This is a genomic window from Mycobacterium sp. URHD0025 (assembly GCF_000426065.1).
GTDB lineage: Bacteria > Actinomycetota > Actinomycetes > Mycobacteriales > Mycobacteriaceae > Mycobacterium.
In genome coordinates, this window is sequence record NZ_AUEQ01000001.1 from 499,564 (window position 1) to 518,132 (window position 18,569).

Here is an 18,569-nt window from a genome sequence, read left to right on the forward strand (position 1 = left end):
GAGGAACGAGCGGCGAAAAGGAAGAGACCCAAACGATCCCGGAATTCGTTTAGGTGAGACCAGTCAGCCTACTACTGCTGGTAGCTGCCAGTCAGCACGCCGCGTGCGGTGACGCTGTCGCGGATGACACTGGTCACGCCACCTATGGTGGTCACCGCGTCGGGCACGGGGCTGCCGACTGCGAAAAGGTAGAAGCGGTAGTGATGCACGCCGTGGCCCGGGATGGGGCGCGGTCCAGAATATCCATATCCGAGCATCGTTTTGATGAACCGCAGCCCAGTCGTCCCGGGTTGCAGTGAACCTTCGTCGAGATGGTCGAGAGAGGGATCGAGCACCGCAACGGTGTGCATCAGTGGGCGCGGCAACGGCACATCCTCATCTTCGATGATGAGCACCAGAGCCGCAGTACGCTCAGGCACGCCGGCCCACCGCAACGGAGGCGAAACGTTGTCGCCCACTCCTTTTCCGGCAAACCGCACGGGTAGGGCGCCACCGTCGTTGAAAGCGGGGCTGGACAGCTCGATGGTCCGGACCGGTGTCAGCGCGGCCAGCCGGCTCCGGTCCCGGCCGGCGCGTACAGGCCGGAGGGCTTTGCCGATGAGTTCGGGAAGGGCAGTCACGCGCCGCTGCCCTGCCCTACCATCGACACTTTCGGTGAGCGCAGCGTATCGGCGAGTTCGGCTGGTATGTAGCCTTGTTCGGCCAGTCGCGGCAGGGTGCCACCGCTGGCGAGGATGTCGAGGATGAGGTCGGGCAGCTTGCCTACGGTTCCGCCGACGCCGGTGGTGTCGTTGCGCCATGCGCCGGTGCGCAGATCGAACGTGCCGATATCGCCGTCCGAGAATGCCGATGTCACGCCGGGGATGGTCACGGCAGGCAGGCCGGCGTTGACCGCATTGCGGAAGAACAACGAGTTGAACTCTTCGGCCACTAGCGCCGCAACCCCGAGTTGGTTGAACAACGCGGCGACCGGGCGCGACGATCCAACGCCGAAGTTCGTGCCCGCGATGACGATATCGCCTGACTCCACCTGGTCGGTCCAACCGGGACGAACGTCGTAGAAGACCATTCTCGCGGCCTCAGGAATGTCGAGTTTCATCGCATCGGGTGGATACATCGCGTCGGTGTTGAGGCTGTCTCCGAACACCCAGACACGACCGGTCACTGTCAGATTCGTGCTCATCGGGCGGCGACCTCCCTCGCGTCGGTGATGTGGCCGGTCACGGCTGATGCAGCGACCGTGGCCGGGGATGCCATGTAGATTTCGGCCTCGGTCGAGCCCATCCGGCCGGTGAAGTTGCGGGTGGACGAGGTCAGGCACACCTCGCCCGGCCCAACGACTCCCATGTGGTACCCGAAGCACGCCCCGCAGGTGGCGTTGGTGACTACGGCACCGGAGTCGGCGATGTCTTGTAGGTACCCCAGCCGCATGGCGTCACGGTAGACCTGTTGGCTGGCCGGGGTGACGATCAGCCGCACACCCGGCGCCACCTGACGGCCACGGAGAATCTCGGCGGCGATACGCAGATCGTCGAGTTGACCGTTCGCGCAGGACCCGATGAAAGCTTGGTCGATCTTGCGCTGCTCGATCTCACTGACGGGCAAACCGTTTCGGGACACGGTGCCAGGCCGGGCCACGTAGGGCACAAGACACGACAGGTCGATCTCACGCACTGCGATGTAGCTGGCGTCGGGGTCGGCGTAGGCAGGCTCATACCCGCTGACGGTGAGCTCGTGGAAGTGCGCGGCGAGCACGTCGTCGTAGGCGAAGGTGGAGAAGTCAGCAGAGACCTCCGCGCCCTGGGTGGCCATGGTGCGCCGGTCGTTGAGCGGTATGGAGGCAAGTCCAGGCCCGCCGTACTCCAGGTTGACGTTCGGGGTGTCGCCGTATTCGTCGGCGATGTACAGGAATAGGTCTTTGCCGCTGACCCCGGCCGGCAGGCTGCCGGTGAGCTCGTAGCGGATGGTCGGGGAGACCTGGAACCAGGTGCGGCCGGTGCACAGAATCGAATACACCTCGGCGGGCCCCAGTCCCCGGGCCGCGGTGTTGTAGGCGCCGCCGGCGCAGGTGTGGCTGTCGGTGCAGGCCAGGATCTCACCGGGGCGGGCCAGCCCGTTCTCGGCGATCACCTGGTGGCAGATGCCGTGGCGGCCGACGTCATAGAAGCGCTGAATGCCGAACTCGGCGGCGAACTGTCGCGCCTTGGGTCCGCCCGCCGCGTCCTTGATGGTGGGGGCCGGTACGGCGTGATCCATCACGATCGCAACCTTGTTCGGGTCGTTGATCTTCAGCGGCTGGATCCACATGGTGGCGAACTGCAGGTCGATCAGGACAGTCATGTCGACGTCTACGGTGACGATGTCACCGGCATGCACTTCGGGGATGCCGGCCTTGCGGGCCAGGATCCGCTCGATCATGGTCATGCCCATGTCACACCTCCTGTCGGGCGGGCTGGAACGTCTCGCCGAGGGCGAACCACTCGGCCATGCCGACCAGATTGAAGAAGTCCTCTGGCTTGATCGGCAGGAATTTCTCGACGCCGATGCCGCGCAACTGGCACAAGGCGGTGAGCGCACCGAGCGTCGACGGTAGAAGGGCCGCGGACGGGTGGATGGCAACGGCGAAGCCCAGTTGTTGCAGACGCTCGGCGGACTGCTCGGGCGTCAGGCCGCCGATGACGAGGTTGAGTAGCAACGGCGCGTTGACCTCGGCGGCGATCTGCTCGATCTCCGAATCGCTTTGCGGTGCTTCGACAAAGAGGATGTCCGCACCTTCGGCGGCGTACCGGTTGGCGCGTCGGATCGCCTCGTCGAGACCGACCGGGCCACGGGCGTCGGTTCGGGCGATCAGCAGCATTCCCTCATCGGTCCGTGCCTCCAAAGCGGCCCCCAGAGTCCGGGCGAAGTCGTCGGCACTCACCAACTCCTTGTCGGGAAGATGACCGCAGCGCTTCGGAAATGCCTGATCCTCCAGTTGAATGGCGGCCACACCGGCGTCTTCGTATTCCCGCACGGTCCGGATGACATTGATCGGTGCGCCGTAACCCGTGTCGGCGTCGGCCAGCAGCGGCACGTCGCCAAGTGCGCGCACTGCCATCCGGGCACGCTCGACCATCTCGGTCTGGGTGACCAGTCCGATGTCAGGTAGCCCGAATCCGGAGGCGGCGACACCGGCACCGGTGAGGTAGGCCGCGGTGTGGCCCGTGCGCTTGGTCAGTTGCGCCGAGATGCCGTCGTACACACCGGGAGCCACGATCAGCTCTTTACGGTCGAGCAGTTCACGCAGCCGTGCCCGTGCTGTTGTTGTCATGAGTTGTCCTGAGGGTCGGGAATCGGGGTGCGCAGTTGCTGGACAAGGGTCCGTGCAGAGCGGCAGGATGCGAGGTCGACGATGGTCGCAGCGACGGTGTCGGGCAATGCATTTCTGGTCAGGCCTTGGTATTTGGTCCGCACCAGATCCCAGGACAGACCGGTGCCGGGTTCACCGGAGGGCGCTTCGACGCGCACAGTATGAGTGTCATGCCCGGAGGTGACGCGGAGTTCGGCGCCGGCTTCCGGCAGGGTCGGATCAACGGCCAGTTCGATGCGCGCGGTCAGCGCCCGCAGATCAGGGTCGGCGATGCGCTGATAGCTGTCCCAGTCGACGTGGCCGTCGAGCAGCGCGACCGCCGTCTGGAACACCGCGCTGAATTGGCCGTCGACGGAGTTCTGCGGGGCACGCTTGCGCGGATCCGTCCCGCCGACAATCTGATCCGCGGTAGGTGAGATCGCCAGCCGAACAGTGGCGTCGGGCGCCGGGTTCATGCCCAACTCGCGTCGCGCCTGCAGGGCCGCATCAATGGCGCCGTGGGTGAGCCGGCACGCCGGGTACGGCTTGATGCCGGTGCCCTCCAACAGCCAGGTTCGGCCCAGGTCTTCGACAAGCCTATCCGGGTGCGGTTGATCGCTGTACGCGTGCAGCAGGCCGTAGTCGCCTTCGAGGGCTGCTGCCGCACCGCGCAGTCCGGCCTCTGCGAATGTCATTGCCAGAACGGCATTCTGGGCGGCCAGTCCAGGATGAAGGCGCTTGTTCTCGGCACCGTTGGCCAGATACTGCATCGACCCGGACGCCATCGACCCCGCCAGGCCGATGGCCTGCGCCACCCCGTCAACATCCAGACCCCGCAACCGGGACGCAGCGGCCGTCGCACCGATCAGCCCGGCGATCGCGGTCGGGTGAAAGCCTCGTTGATAGGCACCCCGTCCCAGCGCCACGCCGACCCGGCAGCACACTTCGTATCCGACCGCGAGCGCAACCAGAAGCTCGGCGCCGGTCACATCGGCGCGTTCGGCGGCCGCCAGGGCGGCAGGGATCACCGCGGCGCCGGGGTGCAGGCCACTGGCGATGTTGGTGTCGTCGAAATCCAGGCTGTGGGCGTAGATCCCGTTGAGCAGTGCGGCATACGGTTCCGGCCACGGTTCCGGATCGGCGACCACCGTGGTGTCTCCCCCGCTGACCAGCCCGCGCAGCGTGGCGCGGATCGCGGCGCTGGATTCGGCGTAGCGCGACCCGGCCGCGGCCACACCGATGAAGTCGAGCAAGCACTGGGCCAGCCGGTTGCGTGCCTGCTCGGGCACATCGTCCAGCGCGGTGTGCACGACGAAGTCGGCCAGGGTCGCGGTGGCTCCGGCGGGAGTGGTCGTGGTGGCCATCAGTCCAGCGCCCTTCCCACTTCACCGGCCAGAAGCTGCACCAGTGGCGATATGTCGTCGGCCTCGGCCAGGCCGAGCACCGCACGCTCGATCGCCTCGGCCCGGTCGGCGGGCATGACCCGCGATACCAGGCTGTGGAACTTGGCGATCACTTCGTCATTGGTCACCGGGTCCATCGGATAGCCATGGGGCGCAATGACTGTCGCCGTCTCCTGGCTGCCGTCGCCGAACGTCAGGGTCAGATGCGTCTGGAACCGCTCGGTCAGCGGCAGCTCATCGATGCTGCGGTCGAGTTCGACGCGCGTGCGGTCCACCAGTTGCCACACGTCGTCCGCGTCAAGGCGTTCGGCGGTGAACTGTTCAGGCAGTGCGACACCGTCGAGCAGCGTGACGGCCGCGGCGTAGCCGATGTTCATCTGCCCGCCGATGGCAGTCAACGGCCGCCGCGGCGGCCACCAACCGTGGTGGTAGATGACATCGCCGACCCGGATGTCGATCCGGTCGATGATGCGGCCGGCCAAGCGTTCCCGCAGCGTGCGCGCGGCCTCGACCACTCCCTGCAGTCCACCCATCACCGCCCAGGGCTTGACCATGATGAACGTCGTCTCCCAGTTCTCCCCCAACCCGCGGGTGAGCGCGTCGGCGTCGGGATCGTGCCCTTCGCCATAGACCGCGAGAAAGCCACCGTAGGGACGCTCCAGCACCTGGTCGATGCCGGTGTAGCCGGTGTGTGCCAGTGCGGCGGAATAGAATCCGTTGCGCGCGGCGAACCCATGTTGCATCCGCTTGCCCATGGCCTCGTACTGCGCGGACATCAGTCCGGCGGACTGGGTGGCGGCGAAGCCGACGGCATCCTCGAGCTGCGCCCCGTCCAGGCCACGCAGCTTGCCGCACGCCAGGGCACTCGCGATACCACCGAACACCGGTCCCGAATGCCATCCGCGAGAAAGCATTTCGGTGCCACCCAGCGCGTTACCGATCCGTGGTCCGGTCTCGAACCCAGCAATCGCTGCGACCAGCAGCTCCTGGCCGCTCACCACCCGATCCAGCTGGGCCGCTGTCGAGAGCAGGGACGGCACCAGCAACGATGCCGAGTGCAGCGGTGCCAGAGGATGAAAATCGTCGAGCTCAAACCCCTGAATGAAGGTGCTGTTGAGCAGCACCGCCCCCACCGGCGTCGTCGTCCGTCCGGTACCGATCACCGGAACGGCGCCGGGCCCTTCAATGCCGAGCACAGCTGCGGTGGCGGTCCGTGACCACGGCAGCTGGGCACCGACCAAGGCGCACCCGACACCGTCCAACAACAGGTGCACTGCGCGTCGGCGCACCGGTTCCGGGATCTCTGCCCAGTCGAGGGCGTGCACCCAGTCCACCAGTCGGCCTGTCGGTCCGTCAGGCGCGCTCGGTGCGTTGGTTTCCGCTACTCGGGGTTCGATGTCTGAAATGGTCACCTGCTCCATTCCAGGCAGACCGCCGACCACACACCAGTTAACTTGCAGGATCCGCAAGTAGAATTTCGACGTGGCCACGACAGCGCTGCGGGGACTGCAGATGCTGGAAACGCTCGCCGGGATGCGTCAGCCGGCGACGTTGCGCGATGTCGCCGACCGGGCCGGAATCTCGCAGTCCAACGCCTTCCGGATACTGCAGGCTCTCGAGCAGGAGGGCTACCTTCACCACCTCGGTCGCTCGGGCTACCGATTGGCCAGCCGGTCACTCGCGCTGGCCACCGTCATCGGGCCGCGACCGGCGATGCTGCGCCTGTTGTATCCGGTGGTGGCCCGACTGGCCGCGATCAGTGGCGAAGCGGCGGTGATCCACCTGCGAGCCGGCCGCTTCCGGGTGCTCGTGCTGGGGGTGCCCGCCCGGTCGGGTCCGATCCTCGACCCGGCCGGCATCCTCGGAGAGCGGTCGCCGCTGGCTTCCGGGGCCAGCGGCCGGATCATCCTCGCCTATCTACCCGAGACCGAGCTTGCGGATATCGATCTCAACGGTGTCACGGCACAACAGCTGGCCGCGATCCGAGCACGTGGCTACGAGATGTCCTACGGCGAGAACCATCCCGGCATCAACGGCATCTCCGTGCCGCTGCTCGCCGAGGCCGAAAACCCGGAAACCGTGCCGATCGTGCTGGGCTCCATGACCATTGCCGGTCCGTGTGAACGCCTGACACCCGAGCATCTGGGCCGTCTCGCCGGTCCGCTGACGGCCGCGTGCCGGGATCTCAGCCCGCGGCTCGCCGCACTGCTGGGCCCGAATCCCGGAAACAACATCGACGCCCTCGACCTCTAGCGGATCTGTGTCTCGGGGCATCTGCGCCGAACAGGCACACTGATCCCCATGACCGAAGCCCGTGGCATCCTGCTGGTCGTCTCACTGATGGCGACGACCGCGCTGACCCTCGCTCTTGGGATCACCGATCCGGCGGCGCCCATGTCCTACCCGACCAAGTTCCTGATCTGGAACCTGGTGCTGGCCTGGACCCCGATGATCTTCGCCGTCGCCTTCGATCTGGTCGAGCGCCGTTTGTGGCTGCTGCCGCTGGGCGTGGCCTGGTTGGCCTTCCTGCCCAACGCCCCCTATCTGGTGACCGACCTGGTCCATCTCGCCGAGGGTTACGAACTGTGGCGTCACGTGCTGCAGTACGGGTTCGCCGCATGGACCGGGATCCTGTTGGGCGTGGTGTCGTTGCTGCTGGTGCATCAACGCCTGAACGACGAGTTCGGCTCCTTCTGGGGCTGGTTGGCCGTCGTGCTGTCCGTTGCGCTGTGCGCCGTCGGCGTGGTCATCGGCCGCTTCCAGCGATGGAACTCCTGGGACCTGGTGACCCGTCCCGATGCGGTGGTCACGGCGACGCTCGACTGGGTGCGCTCACCGCTGTCCTACGTCCAGTCGACGGGCGTGGCGATAGCGGTTGCGGCGTTCTTCGGTCTGGCCTATCTGACGATCTGGGCGCTGCGCGGATTGCGCACATAGTGTTCTGATCGTTATCAAGGTTTATCCCATTTGCCACATGGGTAACTTCAGTAACAGCGGGTGGCGTCTGTGGCCCGCACAAAGAGAAAGAGGCGAATGGACCATCACCATGCATACCGTCCTGTACTTCAGTATCACCGGCGACATTTATGAGACCCGGGCATACACGACCGCCGACATCGACCAACTCGTGCACGACCAAGGGCTGCAATCCCTGACTTCCACCGACCGGCAGTTCGATTTCTGGTTCAGCCCGTCAACCCATTGGTGCCAGCGCCGCGTCAACCGGCCGGCCACTGAACTCTTGCTGGCTACAACAACATTCAGCGCCAAGTCGGTCCCTTTGCTACGCGGCTGTGTCGTCGTCGCGACCCACGACTCCGGCGGCGAACTCGACGGCCTGAGCTGGCAACAACTGGATCTACTGATCCGTCGAAACCAATCACTGTCCAGACGTGACGCGCGGGTACTCAACCGGCGCATGAACCGTGATGACCGCCGTCGACACGACGAACTCGCACCCGCTGTGCACTGCGCCGGGCCACACAACGTGGCGACCAGCAGGGTGCGCGCCACCAGTCGGCGCACCTGGGCCGGTTGACGGCCTGGCTTGGCGGACGGCCGAGTCATAGAGTCGACCTGATCCGACCAGATCTGCCCGGGAGCCCCATGATCGAACCTGCCGACCCCAGGCCACCAGACGTCGAGCATGTTGCGGTAGAACAGGTCCGCGTCGGGGACGTCTTGTCGATGTCGGGCGACAGCGATCCCCGCTCGCACATTTTTCGAGTGGCCAACGTGGACATCAGAAACGAACTCATCACCGGCGAGCAGCCGAGGGTAATCCTGACGTCTCAGCCGCACGCCGGCAGCGATCCCATGGTGCTCAACTATCCAACCGGGACCCTGCTTCGCAGGATCATTCCGGCACCGGAGAAATAGCCGGCCCAAGTCCGCGCGGCACTCCCCCTAGACCGGCGATTCGTGGGCCAACGCCCGGTATCCCTTCGCCCCCGCACGGTCGACGGCGGCACGCACCAAACCGAACACCAGACCTTGGATGGCCGCTGCCGTCAGCGCCTTGGCGGCCGACCGGTCGAGATCCTTGGGGTCGGGCGGTTCCAGATTCGGCTCGTCGATGCGTTTCCAGATCTGGGTGAACACCGCGCCGGCCAGCAGACCTCCGCCCACACTCGTGGCCATCGACAGCGGCATGTACAGCATCTTCGAGAGTCGGCTCACGGATCCTCCTCACATCGGCAACGGGCCCGGAACGCACCGGCTCACGGGTTGCGAATGCGGATACCCCCAACCTGACTGTTTTAACGGCGCAGCTGCCGGTTCGAGGTTTTGCCCGCCCGTGCGTCGGGCACTGCTCTTCAGAGAAGTAGTACGTCTGGTGAAAGGCACACCGATGACGACCGAATCGAAAACCATCAACGAACCGTCCACGGTTCAACTCCTCGGGCAGCTCCAGGAGCAGACGACGCGACTGGTACGTGACGAGCTGCGGTTGGCGCAGCGGGAGTTCCAGGAATCCGCCCGCCATGCCGGCCTCGGCGCCGGGCTGATCAGTGCCGCCGGCCTGCTGGCGGTGTTGGGCCTCATGACAGCGGTCGCCGCAGCGGTGGCCGCGATCGCACTGGTCCTCCCGGTCTGGGCCGCCGCGATCATCGTCGCCGCCGTGCTGTTCCTCGGAGCCGGGGTGGCCGCTCTGATCAGCCGCAGCCAAGCCCGGAAGGTTCCACCGCCGGCGACCGAATCAGTCGGCAGCGTCAAACACGACCTCGACCAGATCAAGGAGGCACGACATGGCAACCGCTGACCGCCTTCCCCCCGAACCGGGGCCGGACGCCGACATCGACGAACTGCAGTCCGACATCGACAAGACCCGCGGCGAGCTGGGCGAGACGGTGGCCGCACTGTCGGACAAGTTCGACGTCAAGGGCCGCGCGCAGGACAAGGCGGCCGAAACCAAGCACGCCGTCGTGGACCGGACCCACGCCGCAACCGAGGCCGCGCGTTCCAAGCCTGCGGTGCCGGCAGCCGTGGTGATCGCGCTCGTTGCGGTGGTCGGCCTGCTGGTGTGGCGGCGGCGCCGCTGACCCGGGCCGGCTCTCAGAGCCGGGTCAGGCTCGGCATCAACACGTCGTCCACCAGCGCGCGGACCGTCTCTTCGGTGGGCGGACGTCCGGGAATCAAGGACCGGAACACGAGATAGCCCGGCATCACATCCCACAGTTCGTCATGGATCGCTCCAGCGTCGATCTCACCGCGGTCGACCGCGTCGGCCAAGACCTCGGCCATCAGCTTCTTGCGCGCGAGCACGAACTGATTCTGAAGGGCCGCACTGAGTTCCGGACTGTGCGCGACCTCGCTCATGATGGCGCTCATCGTGCTGCCGTGCTCGCGTGCCTGGGTACACACCGACGCGCCGATGCTCAAGAGGTCGGCGCGCAACGAGCCGGTGCGGGGCGGTATCAACTGAATCCGAGTGCCCTCGATGAAGGCGGCCAGCACCAGCTCAGTCTTCGACGGCCACCGCCGGTAGATCGTGGCCTTGCTCGATTTCGCTTCGGTCGCCACGGCTTCCACGGTCAGCCGGTCGTATCCGTGCTGCTGCAACAGCCGCAGGGTGACTGCCAACAACTCCGACTCACGCTCAGTCCACTGCGCCGCCGTTGCCGGCGGTGAGACGTGATGCGTAGAAGAAGGAGCCACGCGGGGAAACCTTTCCGGAGCGGTGGGCCTAGCAGTCCGTAGGTCTTGCCCCGTCCAGGATAGTACCGTACGGTACCGTTCAGAAGCTTTGGACGGCCACAGACTCTCGACTCACGATGCGTAGGGCGGCCGTTGTCGAAAGGCACTGAGATGGCGGGGATCTCGGTAGGAGGCCTGATCAGGCGACGCTGGACGGTGATCGTGGCCGTGCTGGTGGTGGCCGTCGTCGCGTTCACCGTCAGTCGCCTGCACGGGATATTCGGCTCCGACAACGAGGTGTCACGGCCGAGCGCCGACGCCCTGGAGAACACCGGGTACAACCCCAAGAGGGTTCTCTTCGAGGTGTTCGGATCACCGGGTTCGGTCGCCACCATCAATTACCTGGACATCGACGCACAACCCCAGCGGGTCGATGATGTGACCCTGCCGTGGTCGCAAACCCTGGTCACGGATGACCCGACCATGTTCGCCGATCTCCGCGCTCAAGGTGACGGCGGGACCATCGGGTGCCGCATCACCGTCAACGGGGTCGTCAAGGACGAAAGGTCCACGAGCAACGTGAACGGTTACATCGCCTGCTTGGACAAATCGGCATGAGCGGCCAGCACGTCGAGGGTGCCACCGAGCATTCCAGGACGGCGCGGACCATTCGCCTGCTCGCGGTGCCCATCGTGCTGGTGTGGGTCGCCATCGCTGCGCTGACGAATATCCTTGTGCCACAACTGGAAGTCGTCGGCGCCGCTCGCTCGGTGGGACTCAACGCCCCCGATGCGCCGTCGACCATGGCGATGCGCCATATCGGACAGGTCTTCGACGAGTTCAATTCCGACAGCGCGGCCATGATCGTGCTCGAAGGCGACCAGCCCCTCGGCGATGAGGCTCACCGCTTCTACGACACCTTGGTGAAAAAACTGGCCGAGGACACCACACACGTCGAGCACATCCAGGACTTCTGGGGCGATCCGCTCACCGCGGGTGGCTCTCAGAGCAAGGACGGCAAAGCCGCTCTCGTGCAGGTATACCTCGCCGGCAACCAGGGCGAGGCGCTGTCCAATCAATCCGTCGACGCCATCCGCGAAATCGTGGCAACCACCCCGCCACCGCCCGGGGTCAAGGCCTATGTCACCGGCGCCGCGCCGCTGATCACCGACAACTTCGAAGTGGGCAGTGAGGGTACCGAAAAGGTCACGCTCCTCACGTTTTTGGTCATCGCCGTGATGCTGCTGGTCGTCTACCGGTCCTTCGTCACGATGTTCCTCATGCTCGTCACGGTCCTCATAGAGCTGTCGGCCGCGCGAGGTGTCGTCGCCGCGCTCGCTCACACCGGGATCATCGGCCTGTCCACCTATTCGACCAACCTGCTGACGCTCCTGGCAATCGCCGCGGGCACGGACTACGGCATCTTCATCGTCGGCCGCTATCACGAAGCACGTAGTCGTGCCATGGACCGAGAAGCCGCCTATTACGACATGTTTCGCGGCACCGTGCACGTCATCGTCGGCTCCGGACTGACCATCGCAGGAGCAGTGGCGTGCTTGTACTTCACCCGTCTGCCCTACTTCCAGACCTTGGGCGTCCCCGCCGCCATCGGCGTGCTCGTGACACTGGCGGCGGCGCTGACCCTGGGGCCCGCCGTATTGACCATCGCCAGCCAGTTCGGACTCTTCGAGCCGAAACGCAACCCGCGAGCACCGCGATGGCGCCGCATCGGTACCGCGATCGTGCGTTGGCCCGGCCCCATCCTGGTGGTGTCATGCCTGATCGCGCTGATCGGCCTCCTCGCCCTGCCGGGGTACAAGACCAGCTACGACGGTCGCCCTTACCTCCCGGAATCGGCACCGGCCAACATCGGCTATACCGCCGCCACCCGCCACTTCTCGGAGGCCCGGCTGAACCCCGAGCTGCTGATGATCGAAACCGATCACGACATGCGCAACCCCTCGGACATGCTGGTCCTCGAACGCGTGGCCAAAGCCGTTCTGCACACCCGCGGCATCGCCCTGGTCCAGTCGATCACCCGGCCCCTGGGCACGCCGATCAAGCACAGCTCCATCCCCTTTCAGATCAGCGCCCAAAGCGCCAGTCAGATCATGAATTTGGGCTACCAGCAGGATCGCGCCGCCGATCTGCTCAAGCAGGCCAACGAGCTGTCGAACACGATCAACATCCTCAAACAGCAGGTCACGCTGCAGCAGGCCAGTGCCGCGGCGACCCATGAGCAGACTCAGGCGTTCCACGACACCGTGGCGATCGTGAACGACCTTCGCGACAAGATCGCCAATTTCGACGATCAGTTCCGGCCCCTGCGCAATTACTTCTACTGGGAGCCACACTGTTTCGACATCCCCATGTGTGCGGCGTTGCGATCGGTGTTCGACGCACTCGACGGGATCGACAAGCTCAGCGACCAGTTCGGGCAGATCACTGCGAGCTTGGACAAGCTTGATGCGCTTCAGCCGAAACTGGTGGCGCTGCTCCCGCCCCAGATCGCCATCCAGGAGCGAAACCGTGACCTGACTCTGTCGAATTACGCCACCACGGCCGGGACCAACTCGCAGTCGGAGGAGGCCCTGCAGAACTCGACCGCGATGGGACAGGCCTTCGACTCCGCCAAGAACGACGACTCGTTCTACCTGCCTCCCGAAGCCTTCGACAATCCCGACTTCAAGCGCGGCCTGAAACTGTTCATGTCGCCCGACGGCAAAGCCGCCCGCATGATCATCACGCATGAGGGCACTCCCGCCACGCCCGAAGGTATTTCACACATCGACGCGCTCAAGGACTCCGCGTTCGACGCGATCAAGGCCACTCCCCTGTCGGACGCCAAGATCTACGTGGCCGGAACCGCCTCGGCCTACAAGGATATTCAGGACGGCGCCAAATACGACCTGCTCATCGCCGCATTGGCCGCGATCAGCCTCATCCTGCTCATCATGATGTTCATCACCCGAAGCATCGTTGCCGCAATGGTCATCGTCGGCACCGTGGTGCTGTCGCTGGGAGCGTCGTTCGGCCTGTCGGTCCTGGTGTGGCAGTACATCTTCGGCATCCAGCTGTACTGGATCGTGCTGGCACTGGCCATCATCCTGTTGCTGGCGGTGGGCGCCGACTACAACCTGCTGTTGATATCCCGATTCCAGGAGGAGATCGGGGCAGGGCTCAAGACCGGTGTCATCCGCGCCATGGCAGGCACCGGCCGAGTGGTGACCGCGGCCGGGCTGGTGTTCGCGGCCACCATGTCCTCGTTCATCTTCAGCGATCTCATCGTCCTCGGCCAGATCGGCACCACGATCGGCCTCGGCCTGCTGTTCGACACGTTGATCGTGCGGTCGTTCATGACACCGTCCATCGCGGCGCTGCTCGGCCGGTGGTTCTGGTGGCCGCAGATCGTCCGGCCCCGCCCGGCCAGCCGGATGTTGCGGCCCTACGGTTCTCGGAACTCGGTGCGCGAACTGCTCGACAAAGAGCCGGAGCCTGGAGCGGGGGCAGTCACCTGAAGCCCGGCCGTGGCTAGGAATTCAGGTAGGTGACAACCGCCAGTACGCGCCGGTGATGCGCCGACGACGGCGGCAGGTCGAGTTTGGTGAAGATGCTGCCGATGTGTTTCTCCACCGCACGTTCGGACACCGAAAGCTGTTCGGCCAAAGCACTGTTCGAATGGCCCTCGGCCATCAACGCGAGCACCTCGCGTTCCCGCGGTGTCAGCCGGGCCAGCGCGTCGCCGCTACGGCGCGTCCCCATCAGCTGGCGCACCACCTCCGGATCGAGCGCGGTACCTCCCGAGGCAATGCGCCGCACCGCGGCATCGAACTCGCCGATGTCGGCCACCCGGTCCTTGAGCAGATAGCCGACGCCTTCGGGGTTCCCGGCCAGCAACTCAGCGGCATAGCGGGTTTCCACCCACTGCGAGAACACGAGCACGCCGACGTCCGGGCATGAGTGCCGGAGTGAGACTGCCGCGATCAGTCCCTCGTCGGTGAACGTCGGTGGCATGCGGATGTCGATGACGAACACTTCCGGACGCAGGGTCTCGGCGATCTCGCGCACCTGATCGGCCGTGCCCACCTTGGCCACAACTTCATGCCCGCGTTCGACGAGCAACTGGGTCAGGCCGTCACGCAGGATCGCGTTGTCCTCGGCGATGGCCAACCGGGTCACCGCGGTGCTCCCGACGGAACGACCGCGGTCACCGTGGTGGGCCCGCCAAGGGGACTGTCGATGTCGAGACGACCGTCGACCATCCGGAGCCGGTCGGCCAAACCCGTGAGGCCGGAGCCATTGGCCGGCTGAATCCCTCCGGAACCGTTGTCGGTCACGGTGATCCGCAGCTCCTCAACGGCGCTGTGGAGGTGCACCGTGGCCTGTGTGGCCCCGGAATGCCTGGACACGTTGGCCAGCAACTCGGCCACGCAGAAATACGCCAGCGTCTCCACGCCCAGCGAGGGCCGCACCGTGAGGTCGTCGACCAGCTCGACGGGAACGGGATTGCGCGCCACCAATGTCTGCACGGCCGGTACGAGGCCGAGATCCAGTGCGGGAGGACGGATTCCGCGCACCAGATCACGAAGCTCGGTCAGCGTGTCCTTGGTGTTCGCCAACGCGTCGGAGACCAGTTGCCGGGCGCGCTCAGCCTTCTCTGGATCGGCCAACTGTTCCTCCGCACGGGCCAGCGTCATCGCCACGGCGATCAGCCGTGCCTGGGTCCCGTCGTGCAGGTCGCGCTCCACGCGGCGCAGCGTCGCGGCCGAATCGTCGACCACGTCGGCGCGGGCCCGCTCCAGCTCGCCGACCCGGCGTTCGCGGTCGGTGGGCGCGAGCAGCGATCCGGCCAGCCAGACATGGGCGCGCCCGATGCCGAGCATGATCCACGCCAGCACATACAGCCCGAGAAGTCCGCCCATCGCCAGCAGCAGGTATGCGCCGAGAGAGTCCACGGGTTCGCCGAAGCTGACAATCGATTCTCCCGTGAGCGCCCAGATCAGCGGAGAGACCACCAGGATCGCCGATATCGCGACAGCCAGCACGACGCCGTAACCGAGGGGCGTCATCACGACGCTCTGCAGGAGCAGGAACCCGAGACCGCGCCAACCGACGCCATCGGTCAGTGCAGCGGCCAGAGTATGCGGCCAACTTGCCCGTCGGACGAACGGTGTCGGCGGGTCGATGGTGACGCCGATCAGCCGAGCCAGCGACCGGTACAGCGCGCTCCACAGTCGACCCGACAGCACCACCAGCGCCAGCAGCGGGATGCCTACCAAGGTGACGAGCAGCAGCCCCGACGTCAGCCCGGTCACGAACAGGTAGACCACGCCGACCAGGGCAAGGACGCTGACCAGCAGGAAATACAGATAGCCACGACAAGCTGCCGCGGTGAACGGTGTCGTCAGGGTTCGGCGCCGGTCTTCAGGCGCGGAGGCCGAGGTGATTGCAGTGGTGGTCACGGTCATCATCGTTGCCCGGCATGTTGGTACCGAGCGATGGTGCTGTCCGGCCAATATGGGGTGTGGCTGGCCACACCGTCAGCTGTCGAGGGACCGCAGCAGTGCCCTTGTGCGGGCTCTGTTTTCGGGTGACGCGTCGAACACCACGCCGACATATTCGTCGACACCGGCCGCTCCGAGGGACCGAATACGTTCTGCCACGGTGCTTTCATCCCCGATGATGACAGCGTCCTCGGGGCCGGCGTAACCCTCCCGGTCGAGCATGGCCCGATAAGACGGCAGGTGTCCGTACATCGCGAACTGTTTGGCGGCCTGGGCGCGGGCCCCGTCGACATCGTCGGTGACGCTGACCGGAAGTGCTGCGACAACGCGGACCGGACGGTCCCCGGCCGCCTCGCGCAACGTCGGGCCGACATGTTCGGCCAACGTGGTCGGCCCCGTCATCCAGGTGACAGTGCCCGCGGTCCGGCGGCCGGCGAGCTTGAGCAGCTGCGGCCCCAGGGCGGCGATGTACACGTCGGGCGCCGAAGCGCCCGGGATCTGCAGGGCGCCGCGAGTGGTGACCGTCTCCCCCGGCGCATCGGCGGGCTCACCGGCAAGCAGTGGCTGCAGTCCGTCGAGGTACTCACGGAGGCGGCGGACCGGCTTGTCCCACGGGATGCCCCACATGCCCTCGGTGACCGCCGCGTGCGTCATGCCGAGCCCGAGCAGGAACCGGCCGCCGCTGATCAGGCTGAGGGTGAGGGCTCGCTGGGCCAGCAGCATCGGGTGCTGGTTCTGGATCGGGATGACACCGGAGCCCACCTCGATCCCGTCGACCTCACGCAACGCCACCGCCAGCACCGTCAGCAGATCGGGCTCAGACGGCATCTGGGTCATCCAGACCCGCCGGAATCCCTCGTCGCGCAGCTGCGCGAGATTTTCGACAGTGGCGTCGATCGGGGAGCGGCCGGCGGTTTCACTCAGTGAGGCGAGGATGCTGATCTGCATGACCACACGCTATGCGGAGGGCGGGTCGCATGGGACCGGAAGGGTCGCTAATCAGAGAAGTCGATCAGAAAAATAAGGGCGGGTTCGGGAGGACACTTGGGGGCGTTCCAATTCGTCTCACGCAGCCGGTGTTTCACCCCTGTACCGACTCTTTGGATTTGTCACTCCCGAACCCGTCGTAGGCTCGATCGTACGCCTCGGGTACCCCTCAGACCAGAGAAAAGTACGGCCGAATCTAGCCGGGAATCAGAAAGTTAGGTGCCCCGTGTTGCCGTCGGGTCGGGGGGTCAGACGGCAACACGGAGCTACCCGTGTATCGACCTCTATGCCGCGCCCGTTACACATCTCCAAAAGAAACTTTTCGGATGTTTTCGGGCCCGCAAGCTACGCCTCCAAAATGGCGGTGACGCCCTGCCCACCCGCCGCACAAATCGAGATCAGGCCGCGCACGGGCTGACCGGTTTGCTTCTTCTTCTCCGCCAGCTGCTTGGCCAGCTGGGCGACGATCCGGCCGCCGGTGGCCGCGAACGGGTGGCCCGCCGCCAGAGAGGAGCCGTTGACGTTGAGCTTGGACCGATCGATGGAGCCGAGTGCTTTGTCCAGCCCCAGCCGCTCCTTGCAGTACTCGTCGGAATCCCAGGCCGCCAGCGTGGCCAGCACGACCGAGGCGAACGCCTCGTGGATCTCGTAGAAGTCGAAATCCTGCAACGTCAGGCCGTTGCGGGCGAGCAGCCGGGGCACCGCGTACGTGGGTGCCATCAGCAGGCCGTCGGGCCCGTTGACGTAGTCGACGGCGGCGGTCTCGGAGTCGACGAAGTAGGCCAGCGGCTCGTGGCCGTGCGCCTCGGCCCAGTCCTCGCTGGCCAGCAGGGCCACCGAGGCACCGTCGGTCAATGGGGTCGAGTTGCCCGCAGTCATGGTCGCGTCGCCGGCCTTGACGCCGAACACCGGCTTGAGCTTTGCCAACTTCTCCGGGCTGGAATCTGCCCGCAGGTTGTTGTCCCGGTACAGCCCCAGGAACGGGGTGACCAGGTCATCGAAGAAGCCGCTGTCGTAGGCGGCAGCCATGTTGCGGTGGCTCGCGGCGGCCAGTTCGTCCTGGTCGACGCGCTTGACGCCCATCTTCTTGGCGGTGACGGCGGCGTGCTCACCCATCGACATGCCGGTGCGGGGCTCGCTGTTGACGGGGATCTCCACCCCCAGCGCGGCAGGCAGCTTGCCCACCAGCTTGAGCCGGTCGATGTTGGACTTGGCGCGGCGCAGGCCCAGCAGCACCTGGCGCAGGTCGTTGCCGAACGCGATGGGCGCATCCGAGGCGGTGTCCACGCCGCCGGCCGCGGCCGATTCGTACTGGCCCAGCGCGATGGCGTTGGCAGCCGCGGTGGCGGCCTGTAGGCCGGTGCCGCACGCCTGCTGGATGTCGTAAGCGGGCGTGTAGGGCGACAATGCGCTGCCCAGCACGCATTCACGCATGAGGTTGAAGTCGCGGCTGTGCTTGAGTACCGCTCCGCCGATCACCGCGCCGAGGCGTTCACCGGTCAGATCGAATCGCTCGATCAGCCCGTCCAGGGCGGCGGTGAACATGTCCTGGTTGGAGGCGTTGGCATACGCGCCGTCGGACCGTGCGAACGGAATCCTGTTGCCACCCAAAACGGCAACGCGTCGCCGGGTCGTGTTGTTGGCCATCTGTTTGCCCTCCACTGTCGGGTTGTCCGGGGCCATATTACCCACTGTTCTTACTCTGGAGTA

The 18,569-nt window shown here is 65.8% G+C and carries 20 protein-coding genes; 8 read left to right on the plus strand and 12 right to left on the minus strand.

Translation table 11 applies throughout. The features are described from left to right. Positions 1 to 71: 71 nt before the first annotated feature. From H977_RS0102390 to H977_RS0102415, 6 genes are read right to left on the minus strand one after another with little or no spacing between them, the layout of a single operon-like run. Positions 72 to 620: a YbhB/YbcL family Raf kinase inhibitor-like protein gene (locus H977_RS0102390; protein ID WP_029106350.1), complete on the minus strand. Its 549-nt coding sequence runs from the start codon at positions 618 to 620 to the stop codon at positions 72 to 74. Beyond that, positions 617 to 1,165 carry a LeuD/DmdB family oxidoreductase small subunit gene (locus H977_RS0102395; protein ID WP_029106351.1) on the minus strand — a complete coding sequence of 183 codons (549 nt, stop codon included), beginning with the start codon at positions 1,163 to 1,165 and terminating at the stop codon, positions 617 to 619. The genes H977_RS0102390 and H977_RS0102395 overlap by 4 nt, the downstream gene beginning before the upstream one ends. Positions 1,166 to 1,179: 14 nt before the next feature. Next, positions 1,180 to 2,430 (minus strand): 3-isopropylmalate dehydratase large subunit, encoded by a 1,251-nt coding sequence (locus H977_RS0102400; RefSeq protein ID WP_029106352.1) that lies wholly within the window; start codon positions 2,428 to 2,430, stop codon positions 1,180 to 1,182. Position 2,431: 1 nt separating this feature from the next. Then, positions 2,432 to 3,310: an isocitrate lyase/PEP mutase family protein gene (locus H977_RS32370; protein WP_051288566.1), complete on the minus strand. Its 879-nt coding sequence runs from the start codon at positions 3,308 to 3,310 to the stop codon at positions 2,432 to 2,434. Beyond that, positions 3,307 to 4,692 (minus strand): MmgE/PrpD family protein, encoded by a 1,386-nt coding sequence (locus H977_RS32375; RefSeq protein WP_051288568.1) that lies wholly within the window; start codon positions 4,690 to 4,692, stop codon positions 3,307 to 3,309. Before H977_RS32375 ends, H977_RS32370 begins: the two co-directional genes overlap by 4 nt. Beyond that, entirely contained in the window at positions 4,692 to 6,161 is a 1,470-nt protein-coding gene (locus H977_RS0102415) for an MmgE/PrpD family protein (protein WP_502691129.1), read from the minus strand. Before H977_RS0102415 ends, H977_RS32375 begins: the two co-directional genes overlap by 1 nt. A gap of 52 nt (positions 6,162 to 6,213) precedes the next feature. On the opposite strand from H977_RS0102415, the gene H977_RS0102420 reads away from it, so the two are divergent. The 4 genes from H977_RS0102420 to H977_RS0102435 all read left to right on the plus strand — a co-directional run bounded on the left by H977_RS0102420 (position 6,214) and on the right by H977_RS0102435 (position 8,610). Further along, complete coding sequence (locus H977_RS0102420; RefSeq protein WP_029106354.1) at positions 6,214 to 6,984, plus strand: IclR family transcriptional regulator; 771 nt, start codon at positions 6,214 to 6,216, stop codon at positions 6,982 to 6,984. Between the two features lie 48 nt (positions 6,985 to 7,032). Then, positions 7,033 to 7,668 (plus strand): DUF1361 domain-containing protein, encoded by a 636-nt coding sequence (locus tag H977_RS0102425; protein ID WP_029106355.1) that lies wholly within the window; start codon positions 7,033 to 7,035, stop codon positions 7,666 to 7,668. A gap of 109 nt (positions 7,669 to 7,777) precedes the next feature. After that, positions 7,778 to 8,269, plus strand: coding sequence for a hypothetical protein (locus tag H977_RS0102430; RefSeq protein WP_029106356.1), 492 nt, complete (start codon positions 7,778 to 7,780; stop codon positions 8,267 to 8,269). A 68-nt stretch (positions 8,270 to 8,337) separates the two neighbouring features. Then, a complete protein-coding gene (locus H977_RS0102435) occupies positions 8,338 to 8,610 on the plus strand; it encodes a hypothetical protein (protein ID WP_029106357.1) in 273 nt (90 codons plus the stop codon). A gap of 27 nt (positions 8,611 to 8,637) precedes the next feature. Here the strand turns inward: H977_RS0102435 and H977_RS0102440 are convergent, their stop codons facing one another. Continuing rightward, on the minus strand, positions 8,638 to 8,910 hold the full coding sequence (locus H977_RS0102440) for a DUF4235 domain-containing protein (protein WP_029106358.1): 273 nt from the start codon (positions 8,908 to 8,910) through the stop codon (positions 8,638 to 8,640). Positions 8,911 to 9,082: 172 nt separating this feature from the next. Here H977_RS0102440 and H977_RS0102445 point away from each other — a divergent pair, with 172 nt between their 5' ends. Both H977_RS0102445 and H977_RS0102450 read left to right on the plus strand, forming a co-directional pair. Next, complete coding sequence (locus H977_RS0102445) at positions 9,083 to 9,493, plus strand: phage holin family protein (protein WP_029106359.1); 411 nt, start codon at positions 9,083 to 9,085, stop codon at positions 9,491 to 9,493. Beyond that, positions 9,480 to 9,773, plus strand: coding sequence for a DUF3618 domain-containing protein (locus H977_RS0102450; RefSeq protein ID WP_029106360.1), 294 nt, complete (start codon positions 9,480 to 9,482; stop codon positions 9,771 to 9,773). The genes H977_RS0102445 and H977_RS0102450 overlap by 14 nt, the downstream gene beginning before the upstream one ends. 13 nt (positions 9,774 to 9,786) lie before the next feature. On the opposite strand, the gene H977_RS0102455 is transcribed toward H977_RS0102450, so the two are convergent. Beyond that, positions 9,787 to 10,389: a TetR/AcrR family transcriptional regulator gene (locus H977_RS0102455; RefSeq protein ID WP_029106361.1), complete on the minus strand. Its 603-nt coding sequence runs from the start codon at positions 10,387 to 10,389 to the stop codon at positions 9,787 to 9,789. Positions 10,390 to 10,539: 150 nt separating this feature from the next. On the opposite strand from H977_RS0102455, the gene H977_RS0102460 reads away from it, so the two are divergent. After that, on the plus strand, positions 10,540 to 10,986 hold the full coding sequence (locus H977_RS0102460) for an MmpS family transport accessory protein (RefSeq protein WP_029106362.1): 447 nt from the start codon (positions 10,540 to 10,542) through the stop codon (positions 10,984 to 10,986). Continuing rightward, the gene (locus H977_RS0102465) at positions 10,983 to 13,886 is read left to right on the plus strand and encodes an MMPL/RND family transporter (protein WP_029106363.1); all 2,904 of its coding nucleotides are present in this window, start codon (positions 10,983 to 10,985) and stop codon (positions 13,884 to 13,886) included. The genes H977_RS0102460 and H977_RS0102465 overlap by 4 nt, the downstream gene beginning before the upstream one ends. Positions 13,887 to 13,899: 13 nt before the next feature. Here H977_RS0102465 and H977_RS0102470 read toward each other — a convergent pair whose 3' ends face one another. The 4 genes from H977_RS0102470 to H977_RS0102485 form a co-directional block, all read right to left on the minus strand. Next, on the minus strand, positions 13,900 to 14,547 hold the full coding sequence (locus tag H977_RS0102470) for a response regulator transcription factor (RefSeq protein ID WP_029106364.1): 648 nt from the start codon (positions 14,545 to 14,547) through the stop codon (positions 13,900 to 13,902). Next, positions 14,544 to 15,836, minus strand: a complete 1,293-nt coding sequence (locus tag H977_RS0102475) for a sensor histidine kinase (protein ID WP_231395849.1) — start codon at positions 15,834 to 15,836, stop codon at positions 14,544 to 14,546. The genes H977_RS0102470 and H977_RS0102475 overlap by 4 nt, the downstream gene beginning before the upstream one ends. A 72-nt stretch (positions 15,837 to 15,908) precedes the next feature. Continuing rightward, positions 15,909 to 16,820 carry a TIGR03564 family F420-dependent LLM class oxidoreductase gene (locus H977_RS0102480; protein ID WP_029106366.1) on the minus strand — a complete coding sequence of 304 codons (912 nt, stop codon included), beginning with the start codon at positions 16,818 to 16,820 and terminating at the stop codon, positions 15,909 to 15,911. 384 nt (positions 16,821 to 17,204) lie between these two features. Then, positions 17,205 to 18,506: an acetyl-CoA C-acetyltransferase gene (locus H977_RS0102485; protein ID WP_029106367.1), complete on the minus strand. Its 1,302-nt coding sequence runs from the start codon at positions 18,504 to 18,506 to the stop codon at positions 17,205 to 17,207. Positions 18,507 to 18,569: the final 63 nt, after the last annotated feature.

Coding starts and splice junctions, on each gene's coding strand:
- H977_RS0102485 (WP_029106367.1), bottom strand. CDS start 18,506: ATGGCCAACAACACGACCCGGCGACGCGTTGCCGTTTTGGGTGGCAAC.
- H977_RS0102460 (WP_029106362.1), top strand. CDS start 10,540: ATGGCGGGGATCTCGGTAGGAGGCCTGATCAGGCGACGCTGGACGGTG.
- H977_RS0102425 (WP_029106355.1), top strand. CDS start 7,033: ATGACCGAAGCCCGTGGCATCCTGCTGGTCGTCTCACTGATGGCGACG.
- H977_RS32370 (WP_051288566.1), bottom strand. CDS start 3,310: ATGACAACAACAGCACGGGCACGGCTGCGTGAACTGCTCGACCGTAAA.
- H977_RS0102400 (WP_029106352.1), bottom strand. CDS start 2,430: ATGGGCATGACCATGATCGAGCGGATCCTGGCCCGCAAGGCCGGCATC.
- H977_RS0102475 (WP_231395849.1), bottom strand. CDS start 15,836: ATGACCGTGACCACCACTGCAATCACCTCGGCCTCCGCGCCTGAAGAC.
- H977_RS0102430 (WP_029106356.1), top strand. CDS start 7,778: ATGCATACCGTCCTGTACTTCAGTATCACCGGCGACATTTATGAGACC.
- H977_RS0102450 (WP_029106360.1), top strand. CDS start 9,480: ATGGCAACCGCTGACCGCCTTCCCCCCGAACCGGGGCCGGACGCCGAC.
- H977_RS0102465 (WP_029106363.1), top strand. CDS start 10,983: ATGAGCGGCCAGCACGTCGAGGGTGCCACCGAGCATTCCAGGACGGCG.
- H977_RS0102445 (WP_029106359.1), top strand. CDS start 9,083: ATGACGACCGAATCGAAAACCATCAACGAACCGTCCACGGTTCAACTC.
- H977_RS32375 (WP_051288568.1), bottom strand. CDS start 4,692: ATGGCCACCACGACCACTCCCGCCGGAGCCACCGCGACCCTGGCCGAC.
- H977_RS0102435 (WP_029106357.1), top strand. CDS start 8,338: ATGATCGAACCTGCCGACCCCAGGCCACCAGACGTCGAGCATGTTGCG.
- H977_RS0102480 (WP_029106366.1), bottom strand. CDS start 16,820: ATGCAGATCAGCATCCTCGCCTCACTGAGTGAAACCGCCGGCCGCTCC.